This window comes from Bradyrhizobium sp. RD5-C2 (assembly GCF_019972155.1).
In the GTDB taxonomy this organism is placed as follows: Bacteria; Pseudomonadota; Alphaproteobacteria; order Rhizobiales; family Xanthobacteraceae; genus Bradyrhizobium.
Map to the genome: position 1 here is coordinate 176,484 of NZ_BOVL01000007.1, position 26,563 is coordinate 203,046.

Here is a 26,563-nt window from a genome sequence, read left to right on the forward strand (position 1 = left end):
TGCTATCTTCATTTCAATGGTTGTTGAATTATAGGATTATCGAAAGATGGAGGAGCGTCAAGCCCGAACCGCCTTCGCCGCGCTGTCGCAGGAAACGCGGCTGCGGATCGTGCGACTGCTGGTGCAGACCGGTCCCGACGGCATGGCGGCAGGGGCGATTGCCGAGGCGGTCGAAGTATCGCCGTCCAACGTGTCGTTCCATCTGAAGGACCTCGAGCATGCCGGGATGATCGTGCCGCGCCGCGAGGCGCGTTCGATCATCTACTCGGCGGATTACACTGGCCTCCGCGATCTCATCGCCTTCCTGATGAAGGATTGCTGTGCGGGCCACCCCGAAATCTGCGCGCCGGCGCTCGCCGATGCCGAGTGCAGGCCTTCCACGGCCAAGAAGAAGGCGCGTGTCTGATGCGCGCCTTCGATCTGCCGCGACGCCTTGTCGCCGAGGGCCTCGGCACCTTGCTGCTGGTCACAACCGTCGTTGGCTCTGGCATCATGGCCGAGACGTTGACCAAGGACGTTGCGTTGGCGCTGCTCGGCAACACCCTTCCGACCGGCGCCATTCTGGTGGTATTGATCACGATTCTCGGACCAATTTCTGGCGCGCATTTCAATCCGGCGGTCACGCTGGTCTTCATGCTCAAGGGCGAACTCCGCCCGCCTCATGCCGCGCAGTACATCGCGGCGCAGGTGCTCGGGGGAATCCTCGGTGCAATAGTCGCGCATGCCATGTTCGGCCTGCCGCTCCTGGAGTTCTCGGCCAAGGCAAGGACAGGATTTCCGCAGTGGTTTGCGGAATTCATTGCCGCGTTCGGACTGGTCGCAACGATCATCGGTGGCCTCCGGTTTCGTGAGGCCGCAATTCCATGGCTGGTCGGGCTTTACATCACGGCCGCGTACTGGTTCACCGCATCCACGTCGTTCGCCAATCCGGCCGTTGCCATTGCGCGATCGTTCACCGATACGTTTTCCGGCATCCGCGCGCAGGATCTGCCGGGATTCATTGTCGCCGAGGTACTGGGCGCCATGGTCGCGCTGGCATTCATGAGCTGGCTGCTGCGGGGCGCCGAAACCACAAGGGAAGTCACCCGATGACGATCACGATCTACCACAATCCCGCTTGCGGGACGTCGCGCAACACCCTGGCGATGATCCGCCAGAGCGGGGAGGAGCTCGAGATCGTCGAATATCTCAAGACGCCTCCCTCACGCGACAAGCTGGTCGCGCTAATCGCTGCCATGGGCATGACGCCGCGCGCGCTGCTCCGCGAGAAAGGCACGCCGTATGCCGCGCTCGATCTCGCCAATCCGAAATGGAGCGACGACGAACTGATCGATTTCATGATGGCGCATCCGGTCCTGATCAACCGGCCCATCGTGGCCTCGCCCAAGGGCGTAAAGCTGTGCCGGCCGTCCGAGGCCGTCCTTGATCTCCTCGCCGTTGCCGACATCGGCCGGTTCGTCAAGGAAGACGGCGAAGTGGTCTTGCCCAGGAAGCCGGGTGCGCACGCCGGATGAGCCGCCGTGCAGATAATGTCCTGATCGTCGCGCTCGGCACCACGCAAACCCTGGCCTGGGCGTCGAGCTACTATCTGCCGGCGATTCTCGCGGACCCGATTGCGCGCGACCTCGGCATATCGACGAACTGGCTGTTCGCCGCGTTCTCGATGGCGCTCGTGATATCAGGACTGCTCGGCCCGCGCGTCGGTCGTCAGATCGACCGCATGGGCGGGCGCGAAGTGCTCTGCGCGTCCAACCTGATTCTGGCGTCCGGTCTGATCCTGCTCGGGCTTTCGCAGGGGACCGTTGTGATGGCCGCAAGCTGGCTGTTGCTCGGCGTCGGCATGGGCCTCGGCCTGTATGACGCGGCGTTCGCAGCGCTCGGGCGCATCTATGGCAACACCGCCCGCCGCTCCATCACCGGCATCACCCTGATCGCCGGGTTTGCCAGCACGATCGGCTGGCCGCTCACCGCGTGGGGCCTCGCAACCATCGGCTGGCGCTGGACCTGCTTCGGCTGGGCGGCGGCGCACATTCTGATCTGCCTGCCGCTCAATGCCTTCCTGATCCCCAAACTAAAGAGCGAGCATCGGATCGCAGCCGACACGCCAAAGCCGCATATTCCGATCGACCGCGCGATGCTGTTGCTCGCCTTTGCCTTCGCGGCCGCCTGGAGCGTCACGTCGGCGATGGCGGTGCATTTGCCGCGAATTCTGGAGGCGTTGGGCGCGACGCAAACGCAGGCGATCGCGGCGGGCGCATTGATCGGCCCGGCGCAGGTGGCAGCACGGATTGTCGAAGCGAGCCTGCTGAAGCGCTTTCATCCGCTATGGTCTGCGCGATTGGCCTGCATCACGCACCCCTTGGGCGCCTGCGTCATCGGCCTGTTCGGTGGAGGCTTCGCCGGGATCTTCGCGCTGCTGCACGGCGCCGGAAACGGCATCCTCACGATCGCGCGTGGCACGCTGCCGCTGGCGATATTCGGTCCAAAGGATTACGGCTACCGCTTGGGGCTGCTCGGCGCGCCGTCGCGACTGTCGCAAGCGATCGCGCCGCTGGTCTTCGGGTTCCTGATTGCGCCGCTCGGCGGCTATACGTTCGCGGTCACGTCGGCTCTCAGTCTGGCTGCGCTCCTGGCATTGTTCGCACTCAAGACCGAGCCGAAGACCCCCGCGCAGTAGCGTCGCGACCTTTCATCTGCCGAACCGTCTCGATGAACGCCTTGATGATCGGCGAGTGGCCGCGGCCGCTGTGATGGGCGATGCTGTACTGGGTCTTGATGGTGCGGTCGCTGATCTCGAGCGCGCGCAGGTTGGGATGCGGCACGAATTCGAAGTCGGCGACGACGCTGATGCCGAGCCCACGCTCGACCGCCTTCCACACGCCCTCGCGGCTTTCGATCTCGAACACCGGCTCGATCCTGATGCCCTCGGTCTGCATCGTCGCCTCGAAGGCGCGCCGCGTGGTCGAGCCGCGTTCGCGCAGCACGATGGGCTGGTCGGCGAGCTCGCGCAGCCTGACCGACTTCCGCTTGAACCAGGGATGATCGCGGTTGACGAACACGATCACGCGATGGGTGCGATAGGGGATCATGGTGACGCGCGGGTCTTCCGGCACCTCGGCGAGGATCGCGACGTCGGCCTCGAAATTGACGATGTGACGAAGCGTGCGTTCGGAATTGCCGAGCAAGGTCGAGATCTGCACCTCGGGGTGATCGCGCTTGAACGCGGCGATGATCTCGGTGGCGTGAAACGGCCCGACGGTCGCGACCCGCAGATGGCCTTTGGTCGCCTTGCCGTGCGCGGCCAATAGTTCGTGCGCTTCGTCGCAGAACGTCATGATGCCGCGGGTGATCTCGAACAGCGCGCTGCCTGCTTCGGTGAGCTCGGTGTGCCGCGGCTTGCGGATCAGAAGCTCGACGCCGTAGGTCTCCTCCAACTCCTTGACCTGGATGGTCAGCGTCGGCTGCCCGACATTGAGAACACGCGAGGCCGCGGTGAATCCGCCATGGGCGGCGACCGCGTGGAAGGCGCGAAGCTGGCTGAACACTATTGACATAATCAATAGAACGCATCCGAAGAATGAATTTGTCAATAGCAGCCGGCGCCGTACCTTCGCGCCAAATGGAGGACGCGCGGATGGACTGGAGTTATTCCAACCCGGTAAGGATCGAATTCGGAGCCGACAGCTTCGACAAGCTGCCGGCGCTGATCGCCAAGCGCGCCTATGCGCTGGTGACCTATGGCGAGCCGGTCTTCGCCGAGCTTGCGCGGCGGCTGCGCGCTGCGGCGGGGGCTTCAGTTCTAACCATCCGCGACGTCGCGCCCAATCCGGATTACCGCCTCCTCACCGAGCAGACCGCGCGCTTTGCCGGGCTCGCCAAGCAGCCCGAGGTCATCGTCGCGCTCGGCGGCGGCTCGGTGATCGATTCCGCAAAGGTGTTCGCGGCCGCCGGCGGCGACTTCGCGATCGTCAAGACTTATCTAGAGACGCAGCAGGGCGCCGAGCACCTCGCGGCGATTCCGATCATCGCGGTGCCGACCACCGCGGGCACCGGCAGCGAGGTGACGTGCTGGGGCACCGTGTGGGACGAGGCCAATGGCAAGAAATACTCGCTGGCGCGTCCGTCGCTCTATCCGACCCATGCGGTGATCGATCCGCGCCTGATGCTCGGCAAGCCGCAGCTCCTCACCATCAGCACCGGCCTCGACGCGCTGTCGCATGCGCTCGAGAGCATCTGGAACGTCAACAACAACCCGGTGTCGGCCAACCATGCAGTCGCCGCGGCGCGCGGCGTTCTCGACGTGCTGCCGAAGCTCGCCAATGATCTCGGCAATCTCGAGCTGCGCAGCCGGATGGCGCAGGCGGCGCTGTTCGCGGGCCTTGCGTTCTCCAACACCAAGACCGCGATCGCGCATTCGTTGTCCTATCCGATCACGCTGCGGCACGGCGTGCAGCACGGCATCGCCTGCTCGTTCTCGCTGCCGATGGTGCTGCGCAGCGTGCGCGGGGCGGGCGGGCTCTGCGAAGACAGCCTCAAGCAGATCTTCGGCAGCGACCTCGCACGCGCGGCCGACGATCTCGAGGACTTCATGGCGCGGCTCGGCATCTCCTGCAATCCGGCCGCCTACAGGATTGACCGAGCGGAATGGCACGCGCTGATCGCGGACTCGCTCGAGGGCGAGCGCGGCCGCAATTTCCTGGGGTCGAAGGAACGGCTGATCGAGGCATCGCAGACGCTGCGCATGCCGAGCGCGGCGAGCGCGTGACGACGGCATAGCGATACGGAGAGATATCATGCAAGACAATCGCAAAACCATCACCGTCAACGGACGCCGTTACGACGCGCCGACGCGGCCAACGGTCGTGATCTGCCTCGACGGTTCGGAGCCCGGCTATATCGAGCAGGCGATCGAGGCCGGCGTCGCGCCGACCTTCGCGCGTTTCATGAAGGAGGGGGCGCATGTCCATGCTGCCAGCGTGATCCCGAGCTTCACCAATCCGAACAACCTTTCGATCATCACGGGACGGCCGCCCGCAGTGCACGGCATCGCCGGCAATTACTTCTACGACACGGCGAACGACGCCGAAGTCATGATGAACGATCCGAAATTCCTGCGCGCGCCGACGATCCTGGCCGGTGTCCATGACGCCGGCTACAAAGTCGCCGCCGTCACCGCCAAGGACAAGCTGCGCACCTTGCTAGCCTACGGGCTCGACTATGCGAGCGGCCGCGCCATCGCGTTCTCGTCGGAGAAGGCCGACCAGGCCACCAAGGCCGCTAACGGCATCGACAACGTGCTCGATTTCGTCGGCCTGCCGCTGCCCGAGGTCTATTCGGCCGATCTGTCGCGCTTCGTGTTCGCGGCCGGCGTCAAGCTGGTCGAGCGGCATCGTCCGGACCTGATGTATCTGTCGACCACCGACTACATCCAGCACAAGGTCGGGCCCGGCACCAAGATCGCCAACGACTTCTACGCGATGATCGACGGCTATCTCGCCAGGCTCGATGCGCTCGGCTGCAACATCGTGGCGACCGCCGACCACGGCATGAACGACAAGTTCTTGCCCGACGGCAAGCCCGACGTGATCTACCTCCAGGACGTCATGGATGACTGGACGGGTACGGGCGCCGCGCGGGTGATCCTGCCGATCACCGATCCCTATGTCGCCCATCACGGCTCGCTCGGCTCGTTCGCGACGATCTATACGCCCGATGGCGCCCACGTCGACACGCTGCTGATGCGGCTGCGCGACATCAAGGGCATCGAGGTGGCGCTGAAGCGCAACGATGCCTGCGCCCGGTTCGAGCTGCCGCCGGACCGGATCGGCGACATCGTCGTGATCTCGACTAGGCACAAGGTGCTCGGGACCAGCGCATCGCGCCACGATCTGTCCGGCCTGACCGAGCCGCTGCGCTCGCATGGCGGGCTGACCGAGCAGCGGGTGCCGTTGATCGCCAACCGCAAGATCGCGCTGCCGGCCGGGCACGCCTTGCGCAATTTCGACGTCTTCGACGTCGCGCTCAACCGCATCCAGTGACATCCGGACTTGAGGACACCACCATGAACATCCAGAGCCCGGCCGTTCGCCACGAGCAGATGCGCATCGCAGGCAGCCTCATCGACACCGACGAGCATGTCGAGGTCTTCAATCCCTACACCAACAAGGTGGTGGGCACCGTGCCGGCGGCGCGCCCCGAGCATGTGCGCAGCGCGTTTGCCAGGGCGGCTGCGTTCAAGCCAAAGCTGACGCGTTACGAGCGCCAGCGCATCCTGCTGCGCACCGCCGAGATTTTGGCGAGCCGCAAGGAGGAATTCGCGCGGCTGATCACCGCCGAGTCCGGCCTGTGCTGGAAGGACTCGCTCTACGAGGCCGGCCGCGCCTACGACGTCTACTCGTTCGCCGGGCAGCTTGCGATCAAGGACGACGGCGAGACGTTCTCCTGCGACATCAGCCCACAGGGCAAGGCGCGCAAGATTTTCACGACGCGGACGCCGCTGCTCGGCGCGATCTCGGCGATCACGCCGTTCAACCATCCGCTGAACATGGTGAGCCACAAGATCGCGCCGGCGATCGCCACCAACAACCGCGTGGTGCTGAAGCCGACCGAGCTGACGCCGCTGACCGCGCTCGCGCTCGCCGACGTGCTGTACGAGGCCGGGCTGCCGCCCGAGATACTGTCGGTGGTGACGGGCAATCCGCATTCGATGGGCGATGCGATGATCACCGATCCCGACGCCGATCTCGTGACTTTCACCGGCTCGGTCAGGGTCGGCAAGCACATCGCCGACAGAGCCGGCTACAAGCGGCTGGTGCTCGAACTCGGCGGCAACGATCCCCTGATCGTGATGGAGGACGCCGACCTCGAGAAGGCGGCCGAGCTTGCGGTCACCGGCGCGATCAAGAATTCCGGCCAGCGCTGCACGGCCGTGAAGCGCATCCTCTGCGTCGAGGCGGTGGCCGACGATTTCGCAGCCCTGGTGCTGAAGAAGGCGCGCGCCCTGAAGTGCGGCGATCCGATGGACCCGACGGTCGATGTCGGTACCGTGATCCATGAGGGCGCGGCGAAGGAATTCGAGCGCCGGGTCAACGCCGCGGTTGCCGACGGCGCCGAGCTCCTGCACGGCAACGACCGCAAGGGCGCGCTGTATCCGCCGACGGTGGTCGACCGGATTCCTTACACCAGCGAGCTGGTGATGCAGGAGACTTTTGGCCCGGTGATCCCGATCATCCGCGTGCCCAACGACATCGAGAGCGTGATCCGGATCTCGAACGCGACCGCGTTCGGGCTGTCGTCCGGCGTCTGCACCAACCGGCTCGACTACATCACGCGGTTCGTCAACGAGCTCGACGTCGGCACCGTCAACGTCTGGGAAGTGCCGGGCTACCGGATCGAGATGTCGCCGTTCGGCGGCATCAAGGACTCCGGCCTCGGCTACAAGGAGGGCGTGCAGGAAGCGATCAAGAGCTTCACCAACGTCAAGACCTATTCGCTGCCCTGGCCGGTCTAGGGACGCGCTTCGATCCGAAGGGAGGGCCGCACGCGCGCAACAAGAACGGCGCGGCGGTCGAGGGTGAACAAGAAAACAATCATCAGGGGAGGCTGCAATGTCGATCACGTTCAGTCCGTCGGGCGTCGGCTCGGTCGGAGTCCAGAATCCGGAGCTTGCGACATCGTTCCGCCGCGCGCAGTGGCGGATGCTGTTCGCGGCGATGTTCTGCTATCTGTTCTTCTACACCGGGCGGCAAACCTTCGGCTTCGCCATTCCCGGCATCCAGGCCGAGTTCGGCGTCAGCAAGGAGGCGCTGGGCTGGGCCAGCGCGGCGCTATTGTGGTGCTATGCGGTCGGGCAGGCCATCAACGGCAATCTCGGCGACAAGTTCGGCGGCCGCCGCGTGATGAGCGCGGGCGCGATCCTCTCCTTCATTATGAACTGGGCGACCAGCCTCTCAACGGGCATCGTCAGCCTGACCGCGTTCTGGGGCATCAACGGCTATTTCCAGTCGATGGGCTGGGCGCCGGGCAGCCGGCTGCTGTCGAACTGGTGGGGCCGCCACGAGCGCGGCACGGTCTACGGGCTCTATACCTTCGCGGCCGGTCTCGCCTCGGTGCTGTCGTTCGTCACCTCGCTGGTCGTGGTCGGCTATTTCCAGCTCGACTGGCGCTGGATCTTCCGCATCCCGGTGCTGCTGCTGCTGCTCGGCGGCATCGCGTTCTATCTGGTCGCGCGCGAGAAGCCCGAGGACATGGGCTTTGCCTCGCCGCACGACGAGGCCGACGACGTCACAGCGACCGAGGCCGCGGTCGACGCCAATGAGGGCTCGCTCGCGCGCTACAAGGCGGTGCTCTCGAACTGGCGCCTGCTAGTCGCCGGCGTCTCGATCGGCTTCCAGAACGCGGCGCGCTACGGCCTGCTGGTCTGGGTGCCCGTGCACTTCCTCGGCAGCAACTGGGCCAAGGCTGGTGCGACCTCGGCGATCGATCCGCGCTGGATCAGCATCGCGCTGCCGGTCGGCATGGCGGTCGGCGCGTTCAGCAACGGTTGGGTCTCGGACAAGGTGTTCGGCTCGCGCCGCTACCTCGCCATCGTGCTCTACATGGTGCTCGCCGCGGTCACCGCGTTGTGCATGTACGCGATCCCGACCACCGAGGTCTATCTCGGCATGACGGTGCTGTTCCTGTGCGGCTTCTTCACCTATGGCCCGCAATCCTCGTTCTGGGCGCTGTGCCCGGATCTGGTCGGCCACAAGCGGGCAGGGACCGCGACCGGGGTGATGAACTCCTTCGCCTATCTGTTCGCCGGTCTCGGCGAGCCGATCATCGGCCACTTCATGGACAAGCATAACCAGACGTCGCTGGTGTTCCTCGTCGTCGCGGTCTGCGCGACCTCCAGCGCGGTGGTGGCAGCCTTCATCCGGCGCTGACGCACTATCCTCGTCAGCGGCTTCACGACAGGTCCGCGCTTCCCGGGAAGCGCGGACTGCTCTTTTTTGGAAAGAGCAGAACGCCGTTGCGCGCGGACGCTGCAGCCGCAACGCCGGGCCAATTCCCTGGATTCGGCTGGCTCGGGCGTATGACCCAACGCCCAATTCCTCACCAGTGGCTGACCAATAACGAGGCTGAGACCGTATAATATCTACAAATATCAATATGATGTATAAAATTGTATGCAGAATGCAAAATGTGCTTGTCGCTCCGGCCGCCTTGAAGCAGACTTCGCGCGGGGCAGGAGAGGGCCAATGACCTTCGATGACGAGGGTCGTGCCAGGGGCAAAAACAATCTGCGGGCAGAGGAGCGAGCAATGAGCGATCAGGTGTCCACCATCGCAATGGCAGATACGGCGAAGCCTTCCGGCGTGCGCTGGAAGATCTTCCTGCTGATGCTGTTCCTGATCTCGATCAACTATATCGATCGCGCTTCGCTCTCGGTCGCGATGCCCGTGATCGCCAAGGAGTTCGACATCGATCCGGCGATGCAGGGCCTGATCCTGAGCTCGTTCTTCTGGACATACGCGCTGATGCAGGTGCCGGGCGGCATGCTCGCCGACCGCTTCAAGCCGCGCATCGTGATCGCGCTCGCGACATTGTTCTGGGGCTTCTTCCAGGCGCTGGCGGCGCTGTCCACCAGCTGGATGCTGCTGCTGCTGACCCGGCTCGGGCTCGGCGCGTCCGAAGCGCCGATCTATCCGGCCGGCGGCAAGCTCAACGCGATCTGGATGACGCAGACCGAACGCGGCCGCGGAGCCACTCTGCTCGACGGCGGCGCACCGCTCGGCGCTGCGCTCGGCTCGATCGTGATCGCCTGGCTGATGGCGGCATTCAGCTCCTGGCGTGTCGCCTTTGTGATCGCCGGCATCGGCACCATGCTGTGCGGGCTGTGGGCCTGGTACTACATCCGCAACGCGCCGCGCGAGCATCCCTCGGTCAATGAAGCCGAGGCGCGCTATCTCGAGGAGGCGCATGCGATCGAGGACGCGGCGACGCCGCCGTCGTCGGGCGCGAGCGGGCTGGCCTATTTCCGCTTCCGCTCGGTCTGGTGCATGTGCCTCGGCTGGATGTTCTTCAACACCACCTTCTATGGCCTGCTGACCTGGATGCCGACCTATCTGTTCAAGGTGCACGGCTTCGACATCAAGGCGCTCGGCGGCGCATCCTTCATCATCTTCTTCGCGGGCTTCGTCGGCGAACTGGTCGGCGGCTGGATCGGCGACGGCTGGCGGGCGCGGGGCGGGGCGCCCAACACCGTGTTCCGCACCCTGTTCGGCATCGCGGCGATCATGGCGACGGTGTCGATCTTCCTGGTCGCCTACGTCACCAACGCGGTTGTGGTCGTGGTGCTGCTGTCGACGACGCTGTTCTTCTTGCGCTGGTGCGGCATGTACTGGGCGATCCCGTCGGCGCTGGCGGGCCGCGGCAAGTCCGGCTTCCTCGGCGGCTGCATGAATCTCGGCGGCAACATCGCGGGCATCACCACGCCCCTGATCGTCGGCTTCATCGTGCAGGCCACCGGCTCCTACTTCCTCGCTTTGATGTATTTCGCCGCCGCGGGAATTGCGCTGTTGATCTGCTCGACTCTGATCGACTACAGCCGCAAGCTCCCGGTCTAGAACGGATGCGGCCGAATCTGCCAAAGGTTCGGCCGCTTGACGAGGCTCACGAATGACACGTCCTATCAGGCTCGGCATGCTGACGCCGTCGTCGAATACCGCACTCGAGCCGATCACCTGCGCGATGCTGGCAGGCGTCGACGACGTCTCGGCGCATTTCTCGCGCTTCAAGGTGACGGAGATCGCGCTGTCGGAACAGTCGTTGCGCCAGTTCGACGCCAGCGAGATTCTGCGCGCGGCAGAATTGCTCGCCCATGCCAAGGTCGACGTCATCGCCTGGAACGGCACCTCGGCAAGCTGGCTCGGCTTCGACCGCGACGAGAACCTGTGCGAACAGATCACGGCGGCAACCGGAATCAAGGCCTGCACCACGGTGCTGGCCTATCGCGACCTGCTGCGGCGGATCGGCGCCAAACGCATCGGTCTGGTGACGCCGTATCGCAACGATGTGCAGGACAAGATCATCGCCAACTGGAATTCGGCTGGGCTGCATTGCCTCGCCGAGCGACACCTGTCGCTGCAAGACAATTTCTCTTTTGCCGAGGTCAGTGAGGCCGAGGTCGCAGACCTGATCGAGCAGGTGGTGCGCGAAGGCTGCGATGTCGCCGTCGTGCTCTGCACCAACATGCGCGGTGCGGGCGCTGCCGAACGGTTGGAGCGCGGATTTGGCGTTCCAGTGCTGGATTCGATTGCGGTGACGCTGTGGGCGTGTCTCGCAGCCGTGGGCTGCGATCCGGCGAGCGTGCACGGCTGGGGCAGCCTGTTCACGAATCCCGATCTGCGCGCGGCGACCGCGATCCCCGATCATGACGATAAAGGCGTGCGGTGACTGAAGCCAAGACCAAAACGAAGGCGATCAGACGGAGCAAGGAACCCAAGCGCGCGATCACGGCGCAACAACGGCGCCGCCTGCGCGTGCCGCGAGTCGGACTGCACGAGCAGGCCGCGGCGCGGCTGCGCACCATGATCGTGCGCGGCGAATTGGCGCCGGGTCAATCGCTGGGGGAGGCGGACCTGTCCGATGCGCTCGGCATTTCGCGGACCCCGCTGCGCGAGGCGCTGAAGCAATTGGCGAACGAGGGCCTGGTTGAACTCAGGCTCAACCACAGTGCCGTGGTGGCGCCGTTCCGCCGCGCCGAATTGACCGAATTGTTCGAGGCCGTCAGCGGCATCGAGCGCTGCGCGGCCGAGCTCGCCGCGCTGCGCATGGAGGACGCCGACTTCGAACGGCTCGACGCGCTGCAGGACAAGATCGAGTGGCATCACGGCCGCGGCGAGCTGCGCGACTATTTTCAAACCAACCAGCAGATCCATTCGGCGATCGTCGGGTTCGCCCGCAACGCGGTGCTGAAGGCGACGCACGAGGCGCTGCTGGCGCGGGCCGAGCGGGCGCGCTTCTTCGCGCTCTCGGTGCTCGGGCGCTGGGATGAATCGGTGCGCGAGCACCAGGAGATTCTTGCCGCGCTCAGGCGACGCGATGCTGCGCGGGCCGGGCAGATCCTGGCCCATCACGTGCGCCGCACCGGTGAGATCGTCGCCGAGACGCTGGATGGCAAGGGAGATGAGGCCGCGGTGCCGGACACTCTCGCGAAGCCGCGCGGCCGCAAGACGAGGAACGTTGCGCCATGAAGATCCTGCTGCTCAATCCCAACACGACCGCGGCAGTGACGGATCTGCTCCATGCCGCCGGCAGCAAGGCGGCATCAGCCGGCACCGAGCTCGTGCCCGCGACCGCCTCGCGCGGCGTGCCTTATATTGCGACCCGCGCCGAGGCGCAGATCGGCGGCGCAATCGCGCTGGAGATGCTGGCGGAGGCCAGCCCGGGCATCGATGCCGCCATCATCGCGGCGTTCGGCGATCCCGGCCTGTTCGGCGCGCGCGAGCTGTTTGCGTTTCCGGTGGTCGGATTGGCCGAGGCCGCGATGCTCACCGCCTGCATGCTCGGCCGCCGGTTCTCGATCGTGACCTTCGCCGGCGCGCTGGCGCCCTGGTACGAGGAGTGCGTCGCCATGCACGGGCTGAGTTCACGCTGCGCCGGCATCCGCACGCTCGACGGTGGCTTCCAGTCGATCTCCGACGTCCAGGCCGAGAAGGAGGAACTGCTGGTCGCACTCGCCAACCAGGCGGTCGAACAGGACGGCGCCGACGTCGTGATCCTGTCAGGCGCGCCGCTCGCCGGCCTTGCCGCAAAGGTCCGCGACCGCATTCCGGTGCCCGTGGTGGATCCTGTCGCGGCCGCCGTGCGCCAGGCGGAGACGCTTACCGTGCTCAAGCCACGCAAGTCGGTCGCCGGCACTTTCCGCCGGCCCGATCCAAAACCGACGATCGGGCTGGCCGAGCCGCTTGCCGCCATCATCGAACATCGCTCACCGAAAGAGGGGACGGACTGATGTCCTTCGACACCATCATCCGCGGCGGCACCGTCGTGACCGCTGCCGACACCTTCGCCTGCGACGTCGGAATCCGTGACGGCAAGATCACGGCGCTCGGTCACGATCTCGGCGATGCGGCCGAGATCATCGACGCCACCGACCGGCTGGTGCTGCCCGGCGGCATCGACAGCCACGTCCATTTCGCCCAGCCGTCGGGCGACGGCATCGTGATGGCCGACGGCTTCGCCAGCGGCACCCGCTCGGCGGCGTTCGGCGGCAACACCACCGTGCTGCCGTTCTGCCTGCAGGAGAAGGGCCAGACGCTGCGCGAGGCGCTCAAGCACTATCATTCGTTGGCCGAAGGCGAATGCCATGTCGACGTCGCTTTCCATCTGATCGTCACCGATCCGACCGAGCATGTGCTGGGCCAGGAGCTCCCGGCGCTGGTCGAGGACGGTTACACCTCGCTGAAAGTCTTCATGACCTATGAGGGGCTGGCGCTGTCGGATCGCGAACTACTCGAGACCATGTCGGTCGCGCGCGAGACCGGCGCAATGTTGATGGTGCATGCGGAAAACTTCGATGCCATCCGCTTTCTCACCGACCGGCTGGAACGCGCCGGCAACACCGCGCCGCGCTTCCACGCGACCTCGCGGCCGATCCCGGTCGAGCGCGAGGCCACCCATCGCGCCATTTCGCTGTCAGAGCTCGTCGACGTGCCGATCATGATCGTGCATGTCTCGAATCGCGAAGCGATGGACGAGATCCGCCGCGCCCAGCAGCGGGGCTTGCGGGTGATGGGTGAAACCTGCCCGCAGTACCTGATGCTCACCGAGAAAGATCTCGATCAGCTCAACATGGAGGGCGCAAAGTACGTCTGCTCGCCGCCGCCGCGCGATGTCGCCAGCCAGCAGGCGTGCTGGGAAGGCCTGCAGCAGAAAGTGTTTTCGGTGTTCTCGTCGGACCATTGTCCGTTCCGCTACGACGACCCGCAAGGCAAGCTCGCGCCCAAGGGGCGAACCAGCTTCCGCTGGGTGCCGAACGGCATCCCCGGGGTGGCGACGCGGCTGCCGATCCTGTTCTCCGAAGGCGTGGTGAAGGGGCGCATCGACCTCAACAGCTTCGTCGCCTTCAGCGCCACCAACCACGCCAAGATCTACGGCCTCTATCCGCGCAAGGGTACGATCGCGGTCGGCTCGGATGCCGACATCGCGCTGTGGGACCCGAAGCGCAAGGTGACGATCCGCCACGAGCTGATCCATGACGGCTCGGACTACACGCCTTATGAAGGGCTCGAAGTCACGGGCTGGCCGGTGATGACCATGGTGCGCGGCAAGGTGGTCGTCGACGACGGCACGCTGGTCGGCAGCAAGGAGCACGGCACATATCTGCCGCGCGCCAAGCCGCCGTCCGCCGCAACCATTCCGTGATACGAAGGATACTACCCGCGAACCAGAAGGCAGGAGACCACCATGCCCTACGCGACGACAGATGACGGCTTGCGGCTCTATTTCGAGGAGACCGGATCCGGCCATCCGGTGATCCTGGTCCATGAATTCGCCGGCGATTTGCGCAGCTACGAGCCGCAGATGCGGCATTTCGGCAAGCGCTTCCGCACCATCGCCTACAATGCGCGCGGCTTTCCGCCGTCCGACGTGCCCGAGCAGGTCTCGTCCTACTCGCAGGCGCGTGCAGCCGACGATATTCTTGCCGTGCTCGATCACATCGGCGCGCCGAAGGCGCATATCATCGGCCTCTCGATGGGCGGTTTTGCAACGCTGCATTTCGGCATCCGGCATCCGGCGCGCGCATTGTCGCTGTGTATCGGCGGCTGCGGCTATGGCGCCGAGCTCGACAAGCGCGAGACGTTTCGCGCCGAAGCCGACGTGATCGCAGCTACGATCCGCAAGGAGGGCATGCCGGCGTTCGCCGAGCGCTACGCCTACGGGCCCACGCGCGTGCAGTACGAGAACAAGGACCCGCGCGGCCACGCCGAGTTCAAGACCATGCTGGCCGAGCACTCGGCGGTGGGATCGGCCAACACCCAGCAGGGCGTCCAGAAGGAGCGTCCCTCGCTCTACACGCTGGTCGACGAGATGAAGCGCATCACCGTGCCGACGCTGATCATCACCGGTGACGAGGATTGGCCGTGTTTGCTGCCGGGCATCTTGATGAAACAGAGCATCCCGTCGGCCGCGCTCGCCGTGATGCCGAACTGCGGCCACGCCATCAACATCGAGGAGCCCGACGAATACAACCGGATCGTCGGCGAATTCCTGTCGCAAGTCGAAAGCGGCCGCTGGCCGCAGCGCGATCCCAGAGCGATGAGTGCCTCGATCACGGGGATGAAGGGTTAGGCTCGGGGCGCAATTGCCCCGTGCTCAAATGCTCGTGCGCAATCAGCCAACCGGATGGCTCTTTGCGAAACACTCTGGTTCCTCGGCCATCTCCGCCAATGTTCTCGCCGCGGACCCTGCCGGTCCATGCGAAGCTGTAGATGACGGCGGCCGAGGTGTCGGATTGCGTGATCCAGATCGATTCCAGGGTCGCGTAGTTGTAGTTATCGACCAGCTTCCAATTGGCCTGCATTGTGGAGGCGAAAGCGTCCCTGCCGCATATTGCCGTCCCGTTGCTATAGAACAGCACGACGTCATCGGTGAGAAATGTCAGCGCGGAATGGATGTCCCTCTCGATCAACGATGCAGTAAAATCGGCCATGCAAGTCTGTGGCGTGTTTGCGGGCATGTCTGCTCTCTGTTCTCAGCGGCGAATTGCGATAGGAGAAAATCGGCGCAATGCGGCGAGATCCTGGGTGATCCCGAGACCGCTGCCCTGATTGGCCTCGGTGACCAAGCTGATGCATTCGTCTTGAGTAGCGGTCTCCATTCCTACGCTCGGCTCTCCGCGGCCCAGATCACGGCGTCGGCCCCGGCGGGGATCCGCATCGGGCTCGACGGATCGGTCACCGCGCGCCACACCGCCTCGGCCACGTCCTGCGCGTGGGTGACAGGCCCTCCGTCGCCGAAGCGAGCGAAGACACTCTGCACGAGCTCGGCATAGGCCGCGTGGTCGAGGCCCTGCGCGTGGGCGCGTGCAGTATCGCCGAAGCGGGTCTCAGGCGAACGGCCCGGCAGCACCAGGCGCGCGCGCACGCCGAACTGCGCCAGCTCCAGCGCCATCGACTCGGTGAATGCGTTCACCGCCGCCTTGGTCGCGGTGTAGGACGCGATCAGAGGGATCGATCTCAACGTCACGCTCGAGGTGACGTTGACGACAACGCCTGCCCTGCGTTGCCTGAACTGCGGCAGCACTGCCTGCGTGAGGGCCATCGTGCCGAACGTGTTGGTCTCGAACAGCTCGCGGATCGTCGCCATCGGCGTGGCTTCGAATGGCGACGCCGCGCCGAAGCCTGCATTGTTGACGAGGGCATCGATCGGTCCCGCGGCCTCGACGGCGCGATGGATGCTGTCGGGATCGGTGACGTCGAGCGCGAGCACGCGCAGATGCGCCGAACGCGGCAGCACATCCTCGCGCGGCGTGCGCATCGTCGCGATGATGTTCCAGTCGCGGTCGAGAAAGTATTTGGCGGTTTCAAGTCCGAAGCCGGACGAGCATCCGGTGATCAAGATGGTGTTCATGTTGTTCTTTGGGGGCTCTTGGTAGTGATTTGACTGACACAGACGATAGGTGTCAGTGCCCGGACGCTCTATGTTTGAAAGTCCAAGAGTCATTTGCAGGAGTCCGGACATGATCGATCCTCTTGCGGAGGTCGTCACGCTGCTGCAGCCAAGCGCCCGGTTCTCGAAGGCCGTGGTCGGCGCCGGGGCGTGGCATGTCCGCCGCTCCGATGCCGGGCAGCCGTTTTATTGCGTGGTCCTCGAGGGCGGGTGCCGGCTTGAGGTCGACGATCAAGAAGCGATCGAGCTAAAGGCGGGCGACTTCATTCTGGTCCCCGCGGCGTATGACGTCGCGATGTCGAGCCTCGCGCGGTTTCCCGAGCCGACCGCCGAAACACGTCCCGTCGCGCTCGCCACCGGAGAGTTCAGGATCGGCGACCGGGACGGTCCAACCGATCTGCGGATGCTGATCGGCCATTGCAGCTTCGGCTCGGAGGACGCGAACCTGCTGGTGTCGCTGCTTCCCCAGCTGGTGCATGTGCGCGGCGAACCGCGGCTCGCCACCCTGATGCAGTTCGTCCGGGACGAATTCCGCGAACGCCGCCCGGCGCGCGAAGTGATCCTGGCCCGTCTGCTCGAGGTTCTCCTGATCGAGGCGTTGCGCTCGACGGCGGGCACCGCGGCGTCGCGGGGTCTTGTGCGCGGGCTCGCCGACGAGCGTCTCGCTGTTGCGATCCGCCGGATGCATGAGAGCCCGACGCGGGCCTGGACGGTCGCGCAGCTGGCGAAGGAGGCGGCGCTGTCGCGTTCGGCATTCTTCGACCGGTTCGGCCGCGCTGTCGGCGTCGCACCGATGGAGTATCTGCTGGCCTGGCGCATGGCGATGGCCAAGAACATGCTCCGACAGAACGAAAGCGGCATCGCCGAAATCGCCGAACGTGTCGGCTACGGCTCACCAAGCGCATTCAGCGTCGCCTTCACCCGCCATGTCGGATTGTCGCCGACGCAATATGCGCGGGAGCAGATCGAGCCGTGACGCGCGTGCCGGCGTCATCGAGATAGAGATCAATCCAACATCCTTCGCAAGCGCTGCAACCGACGCGTGAATCGAACGCGCGATGGTGGATCGCTGTGATGAAACTTACACAGGGCTGTCATCGGTGATGGATAACTTGTCGCATGTCGACGTCATAAATCCTTAAAAAATGGGGCAAGAAGTGAAGGCGAAATTCCTTTCAACGGTCGGAGTCTGTCTGGTCGCTGCTGCTGCAGTTGTGTGCAGCGCCGCCGCTCACGACGATGATAGAGACCACGATCATCGTCATCCGCACGACATTCACACCGCAACGCCGATCAAGCATCTCGTCGTGATCTTCAACGAGAATCGCTCGTTCGATCATTATTTCGCGACCTACCCGAATGCGGCCAATCCGACCGGCTCGATTCCGTTTACGGCCAAGCCGCATACGCCGAAGGTCAACAACCTCGTCACCGCCAATCTGTTGACCAACAACCCGAACACCAATCCGGCCAACGGCACCGGCGCGACCAATCCGTTCCGGCTCGACCGCACCCAGGCCAACACGCGCTCGCAGAACCATGCCTATACGCCCGAGCAGCAGGCGGTCGACAACGGCAAGGAAGACCTGTTTCCGGAATTCACCGGTCGCGGCACCGCCGGCGGCGTCGGCGCCTTCGGCACCAACGGGCAGGTGATGGGTTATTTCGACGGCAACACCGTCACCGCGTTCTGGAATTACGCACAGAACTTCGCGATGAGCGACAACAACTGGACCGACACCTTCGGTCCGTCGACGCCCGGCGCGCTCGAGGTGGTGTCCGGCCAGACCAATGGCGCGCAGAACATCGTCGGCACGTCATCGTCGATCGCCGACGGCCAGGGCGGCCTGACGCTGATCGGTGATACCGACCCTGCCTACGATTCCTGCTCGAGCACGACCAGCCAGGTCCTGATGACCAGCAAGAACATCGGCGACCTGCTCAATGCCGAAAAGATCAGCTGGGGCAGCTTCATGGGCGGCTTCGACCTGACGCTCAAGAACAGCAACGGCACCACCAACTGCGGCCGCAGCACGTTCTCGAGCAACGTCAACGGCACCATCGCGGACTACATTCCGCACCACGCCTGGTTCCAGTACTACAAATCGACCGCCAACCCGACCCATGCGCGGCCGAGCTCGGTGAGCGCCGTGGGCCACACCTACGTTCCCGGCAGCAAGACGCTCGATCCGGCCAATCATGCCTACGATCTCGAGGACTTCTACGCCTCGGTGAAAGCCGGCAACCTCCCGGCGGTCTCCTACATCAAGATGCCGGCCTATCAGGACGGTCATCCCGGCAACTCCGACCCGCTCGACGAGCAGGCCGGTAATGTCGAGCTGATCAATTTCCTGCAGAAGCAGCCGGAGTGGCACGACACCGCGGTCATCATCACCTATGACGACTCCGACGGCTGGTACGACCACCAGTACACCGCGCCGATCAGCGCCTCGTATGATCCGACCGCCGACCAGGTCAACGGTCCCGGCCAGTGCGGCCGCGGTATCGGCAAGCAGACGCAGCCGAAGGGCCTCAACGGCCAGCCGGTGAACGGCCGCTGCGGTCCCGGCACGCGGACCCCGTTCATCGTGATCTCGCCCTTCGCCAAGAAGAACTTCGTCAGCCACACCCGCATCTCGCAGGCGTCCGTCGTGCGCTTCATCGAGGACAACTGGCTGCACGGCCAGCGTCTCGGCGGCGGCTCGTTCGACGACAGCGTCGAATCGATCTCGGACATGTTCGATTTCGATCATGGCCACGATCACGATCACGACCGCGACGATCGGCAGAACAAGCTGTTCCTCGATCCGACGGCCGGCACGGTGATCGTCAGCCCGTCTGATGATCATCACCACCACTAACGCTCTGGGATCACTGGACGTCATATGAACGGCCGCATGTTGTGGCTTCTCGGCGCCGGCCTGCTCTGCATGGCCGGCGCCGTTGCGGCAGTCGAGACGACAGGGCTTCCCGGGACGAAAGGACTCCCGGGGACGAATCCGCATCCGGTGCAGCTCAGGCGCCCGCCGGTCGCCCCGCTGTCCGGCATGGCGCAGCTCGGCCAGAAGGTCTTCTTCGACGCGTCGCTGTCGTCGTCGGGCGCATTGTCATGCGCGTCCTGCCACAGTCCGGACCACGCCTACGGTCCGCCCAACGATGGGGCGGTCATGTTCGGCGGGCCTGCGCAATCGCGGCAGGGGACGCGCGCCGTTCCGGGCCTGACCTACCTGGAACGCCAGCCGAATTTCAGCATCGGACCGGAGAAGGACGAGGACGACAATCTCGTCGACTTCGCACAACTGGCTGCGGCAGGCCAGCAGGCTGCGCGCGCGAAAAAGGTCGCGACCGGGACCGCGGCGTCGGCGGTCAACATCGTGCCGCAGGGCGGGCTGTTCTGGGACGGTCGCGCCGATACGCTGCAGGACCAGGCGATCTTCCCGCTGCTCGATCCCAATGAGATGGACGGCGGCAGCATCGAGGTGGTGGCGGGAAAGCTGCGCCAGGCGAGCTATGCGCCGCGCTTTGCCGAGCTGTTCGGCGCTCAGGTCTTCGACAACACGCGGCTGCTGGTCGCGGAGGCGATGTTCGCGGTCGCGCGCTATCAGGTCGAGGAGCCGAGCTTCCATCCCTATACCAGCAAGTTCGACTACTGGCTGGAAGGAAAGACGCGGCTAAGCGAAAGCGAGTTGCGCGGCCTGCAATTGTTCAACGATCCGGACAAGGCCAATTGCGGCGGCTGCCATACCTCGGCGCCGACCCGCGACGGCCTGCCGCCGCTGTTCACCGACCACCAGTACGAGGCGCTCGGCGCGCCGCGCAACGCCGCGCTCGCCGGCAACCGCGATCCCAATCATTTCGATCTCGGGGTCTGCGGTCCGTATCGCACCGACATTGCCGAACAGACGCAATATTGCGGGATGTTTCTGACGCCGACCCTGCGCAACACCGCGACCCGCCGCGTGTTCTTCCACAACGGCGTCTTCACGAGCCTCGAGCAGGTGCTCGATTTCTATAACTTCCGCGATACCAATCCGGAGAAGGTGTATCCGCGCGCGGCGGACGGTACGGTGCGCAAATACGACGACCTGCCGGAGAAGCATCACGGCAATGTCGACGTCAGCGATCCGCCGTTCGAGCGCCATCTCGGCGACACGCCTGCGATGACCGCACAGGATGAAGCCGACATCATCGCCTTCCTGAAGACGCTGACCGACGGTTACCAGCCGGAGCGGTGAGCGGCCGCGACGGCCCACAGCGGAACCCATACGTGAGTTGGCAGGTCCTCGTCATGCGCGCATACTGGGCGTATGAATGTGGTCGAAGGCAACGGTGCCAGAATCCCCGCGATCGGGCTCGGCACCTGGGAGCTGCGCGGGCGGACCTGCGCCCGCATCGTCGAGCAGGCGCTGCGGCTCGGTTACCGGCACATCGACACCGCCCAGATCTATGACAACGAGCGCGAGGTCGGCGAGGGGCTGCGCGCCTCTGGCGTCAAGCGCGACGATGTGTTCCTGACCACCAAGATCTGGACCACGCATTTCATGGCGAAGGATCTCGAACGTTCCGCCAAAGAGAGCCTGGCGCGGCTGCGTCTGACCGAGGTCGATCTGTTGCTGCTGCACTGGCCGCATCCGCACGTGCCGCTTGCCGAGACGCTCGGCGCGCTGGCGCGGGTCAAGCAGGCGGGACTGGCGCGGCATATCGGGGTCTCGAACTTCAACGCGGCGCTGATCGAGGAGGCGGTGGCGGCGTGCCCCGAGCCGCTCGCCTGCGATCAGGTCGAGTACCATCCTTATCTGGGCCAGGCCGACGTGATTGAGGCCTGTGCGCGCCATGGCATGGCGTTCGTCGCCTACAGCCCGATCGCGAAGGGACGCGTCAAGGGCGACCGCGCGCTGGCGCGGATCGGCGACCGCTATCGCAAGACGGCTGCCCAGGTCTGCCTGCGCTGGCTGGTGCAGCAGAATGTCTCAGCGATCCCGCGCACCTCGAAGCTCGAGCGGCTCCAGGAAAATCTGGACATCTTCGACTTCGAGTTGTCGGATGAGGACATGCAAGAGATTTCGGCGATCGGGAGCGTGGCCGCGCGCTGACAGGCCATCTGACGGCCCTCTGACGGCCTATGGCGCATCGGGCCTTGCCTGTGAATCGCCACACGGAAAATGGCTAGAGCTTCGGTTCTGATTGAATCAGAACCGAAGCTCTAGATTCTTGTTTTGACGCGTTTTCTTGACGCGAACCGGTGTCCACTTCGCTCGAAAACGCTCTAGGCAGCGGTCCGGATCATGCTATTGCGCTGGCCGATTGCGGTTTTGGATCGAATGGGGATTGAGGCAGGCGGGTTCCGGCCGGTATTGTGACCGGCGGGGAGACGACACTGATGTGATCGAGCGGGATGAAGTTTCGGCCAAACGCGGATCTGCTGGCGTCGGTGTTCGTGCACCTGATGCTGCTCGCGCTGATTTTCCTGTATTCGGAGGTGCATCAGTTCGATCCCGTCGCCGCTGACACGGTGCCGGTCGAGATCGTGACCCCGCAGGAGGTCGCCAGGAGCGAGGTCCAGACCGAGACCAAGCCCGATCCGGTGCCGAGCCCGTCGCCGACGCCCGAGTTTCAGTTGCCGTCGCTCGACAAGCCTGTCGACACCGCCAAGTCCGAACCACCCGCGCAAGCGCCGGCACCGCAGCCGCAGCAGGCCCAGCAGCAGCCGCCGCAGAAGCAGGCGACGCCGCCGGAGCCCAAACCCAGCCCGGCTCCGCAGCATGCCGCGGTCGAGCCGCCGGCACCGCAGACGCCGGCACAACAGACGCCACGGATGCCCCAGCCGATGGCGCAGCAAGCGCCGCCGCCGTCGCAACCTGCCTATGCGCAGCCCGAACCTGACCTGTCCGTCAAATACAATGTCCTGCTTGGCTTGCCGCCCGACATCCCCATCAAGCCGCTGGCCGAAGCGCCGCACGGCCTCGGTCCCGGCAAGGACAATTTCGACGCCGCAGCCACCGAGCAGGCCGACGTCGGCTCCAGCGTGGTCGCCGAATTCCGCCGTCATCTGAAGAGCTGCATGAAGCTCCCGGCGACGCTGAGCACCGGCGATGACGTCAGGATCAAGCTCCGGGTGTTTATGAAGCCCGACGGCAAGCTCGGCGCATCGCCGTTGTTGATCGAGGCCACCGCATCGGAGAAGGGGCCCCTGCTGCTCAAGAGCGCGACCGAGGCGCTGCAGGCCTGCCAGCCCTATGCGATGCTGCCGCGGGATCGCTACGGCGAATGGAAGGTGCTCGACCTCGACTTCACGCCGCGCGATTTTGCATCGTAGGGAGGGGCGTCATTGCGAGCGAAGCGAAGCAATCCATCTTTCGAGTGTCTGGAAAGGTGGATTGCTTCGTCGCTGTCGCTGCTCGCAATGACGGCGCCTTCCTCAGCTTCCCATCGCCTGCCAGGCGTTGGAGGCGAACTGCCGACGCCAGATCACGATGACGACCGCGGCTGTCGTGGCGAACAGCACCCAGGGACTGACGAACCAGCCGAGATAGCCGAGCGCGAAGAAGAACGCGCGCTGGCCGCGGTTGAAGTGCCGGCCCGCGGTCTCGAACAGCCGCGTGGTGCGGATCACATGCGCCTCGGCCTCTGGCGTATCGCGCTGGCCGGCCGGCGGCATCGCACCGAACAGGATCGCAACATAGTTGAAGAGACGATAGGCCCAGGCGAATTTGAAGAAGGTGTAGATGAAGATCAGGATCAGCCCCATGCACTTGATCTCCCACAGAGCGGGCGAGGGCGAGAGGTTGACCGGCAACGCACCGAGCACCGCGAGCGCGTCGCTGGTCGCGCGCAGCAGCGCCAGCGCGCCGCCGATCGCGATCAGGCTGGTGGAGGCAAAGAACGCGGTGCCGTTCTGCAGGCTCGCCATGATCTGCATGTCGACCATCCGCGCGTCGCGGTTGAGCAGATTCCGCACCCAGATCTCGCGATAGACATGCATTCGCGCCGACAGGCTGTCGCGACCATAAGCGGTGTGCTCCAGCGTGATGGCGTAGACCAGCCATTCCAGCGCAAAGAAGCCGACAGCCAGGATGTCGACCCAATAGCCGCTCATTGGTGCCTTCCTTCGTCAATGCTCTGCGACGGGTCCGCGCCGCGCTGCATCCCGCGTCATGTACAGGTTGAACGCGTGCAATGCACTATGGCAAACTGAGGTGGCAACAGGATTCACAGGCATGCTCAAGCTCGTCATCGGCAACAAGAACTATTCGTCATGGTCGCTGCGGCCCTGGCTGGCGCTGCGCGCCAACGACATCCCGTTCGAGGAAATCTTCGTTCCGCTCTACACCGACCAGGCCGACAAGGACCGCATTCTCTCTTTCAGCAAGGCCGGCAAGGTGCCGACGCTGATCGACGGCGACGTCACGGTGTGGGATTCGCTGGCGATCATCGAATATCTCGCCGAGAAGTTTCCTGAAGCGAAGCTCTGGCCGTCGGATCGCGCCGCGCGCGCGCATGCCCGCGCGATCTCGGCGGAGATGCACTCCGGCTTCGTGCCGCTGCGCAGCGAGTGCGGCATGAACCTGCACCGGCCGATCCGCGCCGTCGCGCTGTCGGACGATGCGCGGGCCAATGTGGCGCGGATCGAGGAGATCTGGGCCGATTGCCACGCGCGCTACGGCAAGCAGGGCCCGTTCCTGTTCGGGGCATTCTCCGGGGCGGACGCGATGTACGCGCCCGTGGTGCATCGCTTCCGCACCTACGCGATCCAGGTGAAGCCCGAAGCGCAGCACTATGTCGATGCCATGATGCAGCTGCCGGCGTTCCAGCAATGGACCCGGGACGGCCTGGCCGAGACGCTGCTGATCGACCGATTCGAGAGCGTCTGACGATCCCGGCGCTGCCGAATTGTGACAGCGGCGGCAAAGATCGCGGCTTGACGCCGCGGGGCCGAAGGCGTCGAATCCGAAAGACCGGTTTTGCAAGTCGTGAAAGGACTTAGACCATGGGCATTCTCGATTCCCTGGAGAATTCACCGGAGCTGAAAGGCATGCTTGGCCAGCTCGGGGCGGCCGTGATCCCCGTCGTGCTTGGCCAGGTGATGGGCAATGGCGGGCAGGGCGGCTTGTCGGCAATCGTGGCCAAGCTCGAGCAGGCTGGCCTCGGCGACCAGGTCAAATCCTGGATCGGCACCGGCCAGAACCTGCCGATCACCGCCGAGCAGCTCCAGGAGGTGCTGGGCAGCGACACCGTCAAGCAGCTCGCCGCCAAGTTCAACATTCCGGTCGACCAGCTGTCCAAGGTGCTGGCCCAGCAACTTCCGGCTGCGGTCGATGGCGCGAGCCCCAACGGCAAGCTGCCGCATACCGCCTGAGGCCGCGGAACCGGGTTCCGGCCGAGCTCGGCGGGCAATTTCCGGCTGGCACGTAAATTGCTGCCTATCGCCCTGAAAAACCTGCAAAATCGTAGCTTCTCCATGCCCCAATCTTGCTGGATTTGGGGCGGTGCGATGTGCTACGTTGCCGCAGGGTTCTCAAAATGCCGGCTTGAGCTATCGGGACTGTCAGCTCAGCCAGCAATCTCTAAGAAAATGGAGAGGGCGTTGAAGCATAAGTACTCGATTGGCGAGATCGTCTATTTCACGGCGAGCAACGTGGCGCGCCCCGCCGCGAGCGGCACCTATGAGGTGATCCGCCTGCTGCCGACCGATGGTGACGATTGCCAGTATCGTATCAAGAGCTCGACTGAAGCTTTCGAACGGGTGGCCAAGGAGAGTCAGCTCGCGCTGTCCTGAACGCGTTGTGCGCAAGCCGGTGGCTGGAGCGGGTTCCGCGCCGTCGCCGTCAAAAGGCCCTGTTCGCAGACCCATTGTGCTGAAGGTTGGACGTCGGGATGGCGGCGTTCGCCGTCGCTGGCTGTGCTTACGCTGCGTTGAGGGACATCGCGCATGAACTGGGCTTCCTCGCTGGATCAGATCTGGCGCTCACCGACCTTCCCGATGTGGCTGACGCTGGCCGCGGCGGGCTTCTTTGGGATCGTCGTTCTGGTCACGCTGCTGCGCGCGGAAAAGTCCGTCGCCAACGGCGCGCTGACCGTCATTACGCTGCTGTCGATCGCGGTTGCGGTCGCGGCGACGATCCGCGGCTTCGGGCCGGGCGGGCAGGCGGCGGCCGCCGACACACGGACCGCGCAATTCACCAGCCAGACCGTGCCGGCGCTGGCCTGCGTCGACGAGCTCGCCGGAGATGCTGTTCTCAATGCCTGCGAGAAGGTGCTGTTCGGTTCGTCTGATACGGCCGCGGCTGCGGTCAGCTATGCGGCGGCGCAGATCTCGCGCCTGACCGCGCTCGGCGACCTCGCAACCGCGGAGCGTAATACGACCACCGAATTGCAGGCGCTGCGCCGCGCCATCGAGCACGACCGCTACGGCCTCGTGGCCTACGCACTGATGGCGCGGGACCACTGCACGCCGACGGCGTGTCCCGCGTTCCGCTCGCTGGGCGACAACCATCAGATCATCAACAACATGAACGAGCGGACCTACGAGAACCTAGTCACGCGCTATGCGGCGTCCTGGAACGGCCCGGCCGGCGCGCAGGCGTCGGCTGCCAACGGCCTGATCGCAGCGTTGCCGCAGTCGATGCCCACCGGCAAGCCGACCAATGCGGAGTTTCCGAGCGCGTCCTCGACGCCGCCGGTCAGCATCATGACGCCCGAACCGGCGAAGCCGGCCGCAGCGGCCCAGCCGCCGGCCGCACGCGCTGCCGCCGCGCCGCCCGCTGCCCCGAAGCGGCCGCCCGCACCGAAGCGCCCGGTCCAGATCGCGCCGGCTCCTGCGCCGGCGGCGCCGCCACCTGCCGCGGCGAGTGCGCCGGCGGCCGCGAACCAGGAATGAGCTGATGGCGGCGGCGTGAGCCGTCGTCAT

Annotated in this window: 27 protein-coding genes; 23 read left to right on the plus strand and 4 right to left on the minus strand. The window is 65.0% G+C overall.

The features are described 5' to 3' along the window. Nucleotides 1–46: 46 nt before the first annotated feature. From BraRD5C2_RS06375 to BraRD5C2_RS06390, 4 genes are read left to right on the plus strand one after another with little or no spacing between them, the layout of a single operon-like run. Nucleotides 47–406: an ArsR/SmtB family transcription factor gene (locus BraRD5C2_RS06375; RefSeq protein ID WP_223967458.1), complete on the plus strand. Its 360-nt coding sequence runs from the start codon at nucleotides 47–49 to the stop codon at nucleotides 404–406. Beyond that, nucleotides 406–1,092: an aquaporin gene (locus tag BraRD5C2_RS06380; protein WP_223967662.1), complete on the plus strand. Its 687-nt coding sequence runs from the start codon at nucleotides 406–408 to the stop codon at nucleotides 1,090–1,092. Before BraRD5C2_RS06375 ends, BraRD5C2_RS06380 begins: the two co-directional genes overlap by 1 nt. Then, entirely contained in the window at nucleotides 1,089–1,514 is a 426-nt protein-coding gene (gene arsC / locus BraRD5C2_RS06385; RefSeq protein WP_223967459.1) for an arsenate reductase (glutaredoxin), read from the plus strand. The genes BraRD5C2_RS06380 and arsC overlap by 4 nt, the downstream gene beginning before the upstream one ends. Next, complete coding sequence (locus BraRD5C2_RS06390) at nucleotides 1,511–2,677, plus strand: MFS transporter (protein WP_223967460.1); 1,167 nt, start codon at nucleotides 1,511–1,513, stop codon at nucleotides 2,675–2,677. The genes arsC and BraRD5C2_RS06390 overlap by 4 nt, the downstream gene beginning before the upstream one ends. Here the strand turns inward: BraRD5C2_RS06390 and BraRD5C2_RS06395 are convergent. Then, nucleotides 2,646–3,554, minus strand: a complete 909-nt coding sequence (locus tag BraRD5C2_RS06395) for a LysR substrate-binding domain-containing protein (protein ID WP_223967663.1) — start codon at nucleotides 3,552–3,554, stop codon at nucleotides 2,646–2,648. The genes BraRD5C2_RS06390 and BraRD5C2_RS06395 overlap by 32 nt on opposite strands. An 80-nt stretch (nucleotides 3,555–3,634) precedes the next feature. Here BraRD5C2_RS06395 and psrA point away from each other — a divergent pair, with 80 nt between their 5' ends. From psrA to BraRD5C2_RS06445, 10 genes are all read left to right on the plus strand, one after another. Next, nucleotides 3,635–4,765, plus strand: coding sequence for an iron-containing alcohol dehydrogenase PsrA (gene psrA / locus BraRD5C2_RS06400; protein ID WP_223967461.1), 1,131 nt, complete (start codon nucleotides 3,635–3,637; stop codon nucleotides 4,763–4,765). A gap of 25 nt (nucleotides 4,766–4,790) precedes the next feature. Further along, nucleotides 4,791–6,038, plus strand: coding sequence for a phosphonoacetate hydrolase (phnA, locus tag BraRD5C2_RS06405; protein WP_223967664.1), 1,248 nt, complete (start codon nucleotides 4,791–4,793; stop codon nucleotides 6,036–6,038). Between the two features lie 23 nt (nucleotides 6,039–6,061). Then, nucleotides 6,062–7,510: a phosphonoacetaldehyde dehydrogenase gene (gene phnY / locus BraRD5C2_RS06410; RefSeq protein ID WP_223967462.1), complete on the plus strand. Its 1,449-nt coding sequence runs from the start codon at nucleotides 6,062–6,064 to the stop codon at nucleotides 7,508–7,510. A 97-nt stretch (nucleotides 7,511–7,607) separates the two neighbouring features. Beyond that, nucleotides 7,608–8,924: an MFS transporter gene (locus BraRD5C2_RS06415; RefSeq protein WP_223967463.1), complete on the plus strand. Its 1,317-nt coding sequence runs from the start codon at nucleotides 7,608–7,610 to the stop codon at nucleotides 8,922–8,924. Between the two features lie 378 nt (nucleotides 8,925–9,302). Next, nucleotides 9,303–10,607, plus strand: coding sequence for an MFS transporter (locus tag BraRD5C2_RS06420; RefSeq protein WP_223967464.1), 1,305 nt, complete (start codon nucleotides 9,303–9,305; stop codon nucleotides 10,605–10,607). 52 nt (nucleotides 10,608–10,659) lie between these two features. Next, nucleotides 10,660–11,436 (plus strand): maleate cis-trans isomerase family protein, encoded by a 777-nt coding sequence (locus BraRD5C2_RS06425; protein WP_223967465.1) that lies wholly within the window; start codon nucleotides 10,660–10,662, stop codon nucleotides 11,434–11,436. Then, nucleotides 11,433–12,236 (plus strand): GntR family transcriptional regulator, encoded by an 804-nt coding sequence (locus BraRD5C2_RS06430; RefSeq protein WP_223967466.1) that lies wholly within the window; start codon nucleotides 11,433–11,435, stop codon nucleotides 12,234–12,236. Before BraRD5C2_RS06425 ends, BraRD5C2_RS06430 begins: the two co-directional genes overlap by 4 nt. Continuing rightward, nucleotides 12,233–12,997: an aspartate/glutamate racemase family protein gene (locus tag BraRD5C2_RS06435; RefSeq protein WP_223967467.1), complete on the plus strand. Its 765-nt coding sequence runs from the start codon at nucleotides 12,233–12,235 to the stop codon at nucleotides 12,995–12,997. Before BraRD5C2_RS06430 ends, BraRD5C2_RS06435 begins: the two co-directional genes overlap by 4 nt. After that, the gene (gene hydA / locus BraRD5C2_RS06440) at nucleotides 12,997–14,409 is read left to right on the plus strand and encodes a dihydropyrimidinase (protein ID WP_223967468.1); all 1,413 of its coding nucleotides are present in this window, start codon (nucleotides 12,997–12,999) and stop codon (nucleotides 14,407–14,409) included. Before BraRD5C2_RS06435 ends, hydA begins: the two co-directional genes overlap by 1 nt. A gap of 42 nt (nucleotides 14,410–14,451) precedes the next feature. Next, nucleotides 14,452–15,336 carry an alpha/beta fold hydrolase gene (locus tag BraRD5C2_RS06445; RefSeq protein WP_223967469.1) on the plus strand — a complete coding sequence of 295 codons (885 nt, stop codon included), beginning with the start codon at nucleotides 14,452–14,454 and terminating at the stop codon, nucleotides 15,334–15,336. On the opposite strand, the gene BraRD5C2_RS06450 is transcribed toward BraRD5C2_RS06445, so the two are convergent. Then, on the minus strand, nucleotides 15,317–15,697 hold the full coding sequence (locus BraRD5C2_RS06450; RefSeq protein ID WP_249788326.1) for a YybH family protein: 381 nt from the start codon (nucleotides 15,695–15,697) through the stop codon (nucleotides 15,317–15,319). The genes BraRD5C2_RS06445 and BraRD5C2_RS06450 overlap by 20 nt on opposite strands. A 170-nt stretch (nucleotides 15,698–15,867) precedes the next feature. After that, complete coding sequence (locus tag BraRD5C2_RS06455; RefSeq protein ID WP_223967471.1) at nucleotides 15,868–16,617, minus strand: SDR family oxidoreductase; 750 nt, start codon at nucleotides 16,615–16,617, stop codon at nucleotides 15,868–15,870. Between the two features lie 109 nt (nucleotides 16,618–16,726). Here BraRD5C2_RS06455 and BraRD5C2_RS06460 point away from each other — a divergent pair, with 109 nt between their 5' ends. The 5 genes from BraRD5C2_RS06460 (at nucleotide 16,727) to BraRD5C2_RS06480 (ending at nucleotide 22,972) form a co-directional block, all read left to right on the plus strand. Continuing rightward, nucleotides 16,727–17,632, plus strand: coding sequence for an AraC family transcriptional regulator (locus BraRD5C2_RS06460; RefSeq protein ID WP_223967472.1), 906 nt, complete (start codon nucleotides 16,727–16,729; stop codon nucleotides 17,630–17,632). 181 nt (nucleotides 17,633–17,813) lie between these two features. Beyond that, nucleotides 17,814–19,517, plus strand: a complete 1,704-nt coding sequence (locus BraRD5C2_RS06465) for a phospholipase C (RefSeq protein ID WP_223967473.1) — start codon at nucleotides 17,814–17,816, stop codon at nucleotides 19,515–19,517. Nucleotides 19,518–19,553: 36 nt separating this feature from the next. Continuing rightward, nucleotides 19,554–20,891 carry a cytochrome-c peroxidase gene (locus BraRD5C2_RS06470; RefSeq protein ID WP_223967474.1) on the plus strand — a complete coding sequence of 446 codons (1,338 nt, stop codon included), beginning with the start codon at nucleotides 19,554–19,556 and terminating at the stop codon, nucleotides 20,889–20,891. Nucleotides 20,892–20,963: 72 nt separating this feature from the next. After that, nucleotides 20,964–21,749: an aldo/keto reductase gene (locus BraRD5C2_RS06475; protein WP_223967475.1), complete on the plus strand. Its 786-nt coding sequence runs from the start codon at nucleotides 20,964–20,966 to the stop codon at nucleotides 21,747–21,749. A 302-nt stretch (nucleotides 21,750–22,051) separates the two neighbouring features. After that, the gene (locus BraRD5C2_RS06480) at nucleotides 22,052–22,972 is read left to right on the plus strand and encodes a hypothetical protein (RefSeq protein WP_223967476.1); all 921 of its coding nucleotides are present in this window, start codon (nucleotides 22,052–22,054) and stop codon (nucleotides 22,970–22,972) included. Between the two features lie 102 nt (nucleotides 22,973–23,074). On the opposite strand, the gene BraRD5C2_RS06485 is transcribed toward BraRD5C2_RS06480, so the two are convergent. Beyond that, the gene (locus BraRD5C2_RS06485) at nucleotides 23,075–23,752 is read right to left on the minus strand and encodes a DUF599 domain-containing protein (RefSeq protein ID WP_223967477.1); all 678 of its coding nucleotides are present in this window, start codon (nucleotides 23,750–23,752) and stop codon (nucleotides 23,075–23,077) included. Nucleotides 23,753–23,873: 121 nt separating this feature from the next. Between BraRD5C2_RS06485 and BraRD5C2_RS06490 the strand changes: the two genes are divergently transcribed. The 4 genes from BraRD5C2_RS06490 (at nucleotide 23,874) to BraRD5C2_RS06505 (ending at nucleotide 26,533) form a co-directional block, all read left to right on the plus strand. Beyond that, nucleotides 23,874–24,527 carry a glutathione S-transferase family protein gene (locus tag BraRD5C2_RS06490; RefSeq protein WP_223967478.1) on the plus strand — a complete coding sequence of 218 codons (654 nt, stop codon included), beginning with the start codon at nucleotides 23,874–23,876 and terminating at the stop codon, nucleotides 24,525–24,527. 116 nt (nucleotides 24,528–24,643) lie between these two features. Next, nucleotides 24,644–25,012 (plus strand): YidB family protein, encoded by a 369-nt coding sequence (locus tag BraRD5C2_RS06495; protein WP_223967479.1) that lies wholly within the window; start codon nucleotides 24,644–24,646, stop codon nucleotides 25,010–25,012. Between the two features lie 216 nt (nucleotides 25,013–25,228). After that, nucleotides 25,229–25,432: a hypothetical protein gene (locus BraRD5C2_RS06500; protein ID WP_092114848.1), complete on the plus strand. Its 204-nt coding sequence runs from the start codon at nucleotides 25,229–25,231 to the stop codon at nucleotides 25,430–25,432. Between the two features lie 153 nt (nucleotides 25,433–25,585). Further along, nucleotides 25,586–26,533 (plus strand): hypothetical protein, encoded by a 948-nt coding sequence (locus BraRD5C2_RS06505; RefSeq protein WP_223967480.1) that lies wholly within the window; start codon nucleotides 25,586–25,588, stop codon nucleotides 26,531–26,533. The last annotated feature ends 30 nt before the right edge of the window (nucleotides 26,534–26,563 follow it).

Bases quoted from the DNA above. Each gene is read 5' to 3' on its own strand.
- BraRD5C2_RS06505 (WP_223967480.1), top strand. From the start codon at position 25,586: ATGAACTGGGCTTCCTCGCTGGATCAGATCTGGCGCTCACCGACCTTC.
- BraRD5C2_RS06445 (WP_223967469.1), top strand. From the start codon at position 14,452: ATGCCCTACGCGACGACAGATGACGGCTTGCGGCTCTATTTCGAGGAG.
- BraRD5C2_RS06470 (WP_223967474.1), top strand. From the start codon at position 19,554: ATGTTGTGGCTTCTCGGCGCCGGCCTGCTCTGCATGGCCGGCGCCGTT.
- arsC (WP_223967459.1), top strand. From the start codon at position 1,089: ATGACGATCACGATCTACCACAATCCCGCTTGCGGGACGTCGCGCAAC.
- BraRD5C2_RS06435 (WP_223967467.1), top strand. From the start codon at position 12,233: ATGAAGATCCTGCTGCTCAATCCCAACACGACCGCGGCAGTGACGGAT.
- BraRD5C2_RS06500 (WP_092114848.1), top strand. From the start codon at position 25,229: ATGGAGAGGGCGTTGAAGCATAAGTACTCGATTGGCGAGATCGTCTAT.
- BraRD5C2_RS06395 (WP_223967663.1), bottom strand. From the start codon at position 3,554: ATGTCAATAGTGTTCAGCCAGCTTCGCGCCTTCCACGCGGTCGCCGCC.
- BraRD5C2_RS06480 (WP_223967476.1), top strand. From the start codon at position 22,052: ATGAAGTTTCGGCCAAACGCGGATCTGCTGGCGTCGGTGTTCGTGCAC.
- psrA (WP_223967461.1), top strand. From the start codon at position 3,635: ATGGACTGGAGTTATTCCAACCCGGTAAGGATCGAATTCGGAGCCGAC.
- BraRD5C2_RS06485 (WP_223967477.1), bottom strand. From the start codon at position 23,752: ATGAGCGGCTATTGGGTCGACATCCTGGCTGTCGGCTTCTTTGCGCTG.
- BraRD5C2_RS06475 (WP_223967475.1), top strand. From the start codon at position 20,964: ATGAATGTGGTCGAAGGCAACGGTGCCAGAATCCCCGCGATCGGGCTC.
- BraRD5C2_RS06455 (WP_223967471.1), bottom strand. From the start codon at position 16,617: ATGAACACCATCTTGATCACCGGATGCTCGTCCGGCTTCGGACTTGAA.
- BraRD5C2_RS06420 (WP_223967464.1), top strand. From the start codon at position 9,303: ATGAGCGATCAGGTGTCCACCATCGCAATGGCAGATACGGCGAAGCCT.
- BraRD5C2_RS06460 (WP_223967472.1), top strand. From the start codon at position 16,727: ATGATCGATCCTCTTGCGGAGGTCGTCACGCTGCTGCAGCCAAGCGCC.
- BraRD5C2_RS06495 (WP_223967479.1), top strand. From the start codon at position 24,644: ATGGGCATTCTCGATTCCCTGGAGAATTCACCGGAGCTGAAAGGCATG.
- BraRD5C2_RS06375 (WP_223967458.1), top strand. From the start codon at position 47: ATGGAGGAGCGTCAAGCCCGAACCGCCTTCGCCGCGCTGTCGCAGGAA.
- BraRD5C2_RS06390 (WP_223967460.1), top strand. From the start codon at position 1,511: ATGAGCCGCCGTGCAGATAATGTCCTGATCGTCGCGCTCGGCACCACG.
- phnY (WP_223967462.1), top strand. From the start codon at position 6,062: ATGAACATCCAGAGCCCGGCCGTTCGCCACGAGCAGATGCGCATCGCA.
- BraRD5C2_RS06490 (WP_223967478.1), top strand. From the start codon at position 23,874: ATGCTCAAGCTCGTCATCGGCAACAAGAACTATTCGTCATGGTCGCTG.
- BraRD5C2_RS06425 (WP_223967465.1), top strand. From the start codon at position 10,660: ATGACACGTCCTATCAGGCTCGGCATGCTGACGCCGTCGTCGAATACC.
- BraRD5C2_RS06380 (WP_223967662.1), top strand. From the start codon at position 406: ATGCGCGCCTTCGATCTGCCGCGACGCCTTGTCGCCGAGGGCCTCGGC.
- BraRD5C2_RS06450 (WP_249788326.1), bottom strand. From the start codon at position 15,697: ATGGCCGATTTTACTGCATCGTTGATCGAGAGGGACATCCATTCCGCG.
- hydA (WP_223967468.1), top strand. From the start codon at position 12,997: ATGTCCTTCGACACCATCATCCGCGGCGGCACCGTCGTGACCGCTGCC.
- BraRD5C2_RS06415 (WP_223967463.1), top strand. From the start codon at position 7,608: ATGTCGATCACGTTCAGTCCGTCGGGCGTCGGCTCGGTCGGAGTCCAG.